General features: G+C 55.0%; 1 protein-coding gene and 2 rRNA genes. 2 read left to right on the forward strand and 1 reads right to left on the reverse strand.

Translation table 11 applies throughout. From position 1 onward, the window contains the following. Nucleotides 1-108: ribosomal RNA gene (locus H8B21_RS20475) — 16S ribosomal RNA — on the forward strand; the annotation flags it as partial. A gap of 45 nt (nucleotides 109-153) precedes the next feature. Here the strand turns inward: H8B21_RS20475 and H8B21_RS20785 are convergent. After that, nucleotides 154-279, reverse strand: coding sequence for a hypothetical protein (locus H8B21_RS20785; RefSeq protein ID WP_262891569.1), 126 nt, complete (start codon nucleotides 277-279; stop codon nucleotides 154-156). Nucleotides 280-383: 104 nt separating this feature from the next. Here H8B21_RS20785 and H8B21_RS20480 point away from each other — a divergent pair. Next, nucleotides 384-1,636 (forward strand): 23S ribosomal RNA (locus H8B21_RS20480); the annotation flags it as partial.

The following is a 1,636-nucleotide window of genomic DNA, read 5'->3' on the forward strand; positions in this document are numbered from 1 at the left end:
GTGCCTAAAGCATGTAGCCGCAAGGAGCGTGTTAGGGCAATACCGGTAATTGGGGCTAAGTCGTAACAAGGTAGCCGTACCGGAAGGTGCGGCTGGAATACCTCCTTTCTGGAGCGTCCGGACCGGATTCCGCTGCGCACATTCATGGTCATTTTATAAGGTAACGGGATACGGGTGTTTGGTTACGCCCGTATCCGCATATCCCCTAACCGGCGTACCTGCGCGGGCATCGCTGCCCTGGACGGGTCGGAGTGTTACGGGGGGAAAGTTCTTTGACATATTGGGATAGAAAAAAACAAACGAGAGGACAGAGGAAGTCGGGCACCGATGTATCGGTGCCGGACGGAGGCAGTCCCATGCCAGGCAAAAGGGGTATGGGACGGAAGAAAGTAAATAAGGGCACACGGGGGATGCCTAGGCTCCCAGAGGCGAGGAAGGACGCGACAAGCTGCGATAAGCCGCGGGGATCGGCACATACGAATAGATCCGCGGGTTTCCGAATGGGGCAACCCGGCATGCTGGAGGCATGCCACCGTATATCTGAGATATTCGGGGCGAACGCGCTGAACTGAAACATCTAAGTAGGCGCAGGAGGAGAAAACAAGAGTGATTCCGCAAGTAGTGGCGAGCGAACGCGGAGCAGCCCAAACCTGTTATGTTACGGCATGGCAGGGGTTGTAGGACTGCGATATTGTACCGTATGATGAACTGGAAGCAGGTGGGAAACTGCGCATTACGGGTGAAAGCCCCTTACAGGCAAAGAATATGGACATAGCAGTATCCTGAGTAGCGCGGGACCGGAGAAATCCTGCGTGAACCCGGCGGCACCATCCGCCAAGGCTAAATACTCCTGGGAGACCGATAGTGGACCAGTACCGTGAGGGAAAGGTGAAAAGGACCCCGAACAGGGGAGTGAAAAGAACCTGAAACCGTGTGCCTACAATCGGTCGGAGCGGACGCAAGTCCGTGACGGCGTGCCTTTTGCATAATGAGCCTACGAGTTGCACCTGTCCGGCAAGGTTAACCCGTTCAGCGGGGGAGCCGGAGCGAAAGCGAGTCCTAATAGGGCGCATAGTCGGGCGGGGCAGACGCGAAACCTTGTGATCTACCCTTGGGCAGGTTGAAGTTGCGGTAACACGCAATGGAGGACCGAACCGATAAACGTTGAAAAGTTTCCGGATGACCTGAGGGTAGGGGTGAAAGGCCAATCAAACTGGGAAATAGCTCGTACTCCCCGAAATGTTTTTAGGAACAGCGTCGGGCTTTAGTTTAACGGAGGTAGAGCTACCGATTGGGTGCGGGGGAGTCAAATCCTACCAAATCCAGACGAACTCCGAATGCCGTTAAATATGTCCGGCAGTGAGGCCTTGGGTGCTAAGGTCCAAGGCCGAGAGGGAAAGAACCCAGACCATCAGCTAAGGTCCCCAAATCCGTTCTAAGTTGGTCTAACGAGGTCCGGTTGCCCAGACAGCTAGGATGTTGGCTTGGAAGCAGCCATTCATTTAAAGAGTGCGTAACAGCTCACTAGTCGAGCGGCCGGGCGTGGATAATAAACGGGCATCAAGGACGGTACCGAAGCTATGGACTGCACATTTTATGTGCAGTGGTAGGGGAGCATTCCATGGGGGGCGAATCC

The sequence above is a fragment of the Sphingobacterium chuzhouense genome, from assembly GCF_014692525.1.
Classification (GTDB): domain Bacteria; phylum Bacteroidota; class Bacteroidia; order Sphingobacteriales; family Sphingobacteriaceae; genus Sphingobacterium; species Sphingobacterium chuzhouense.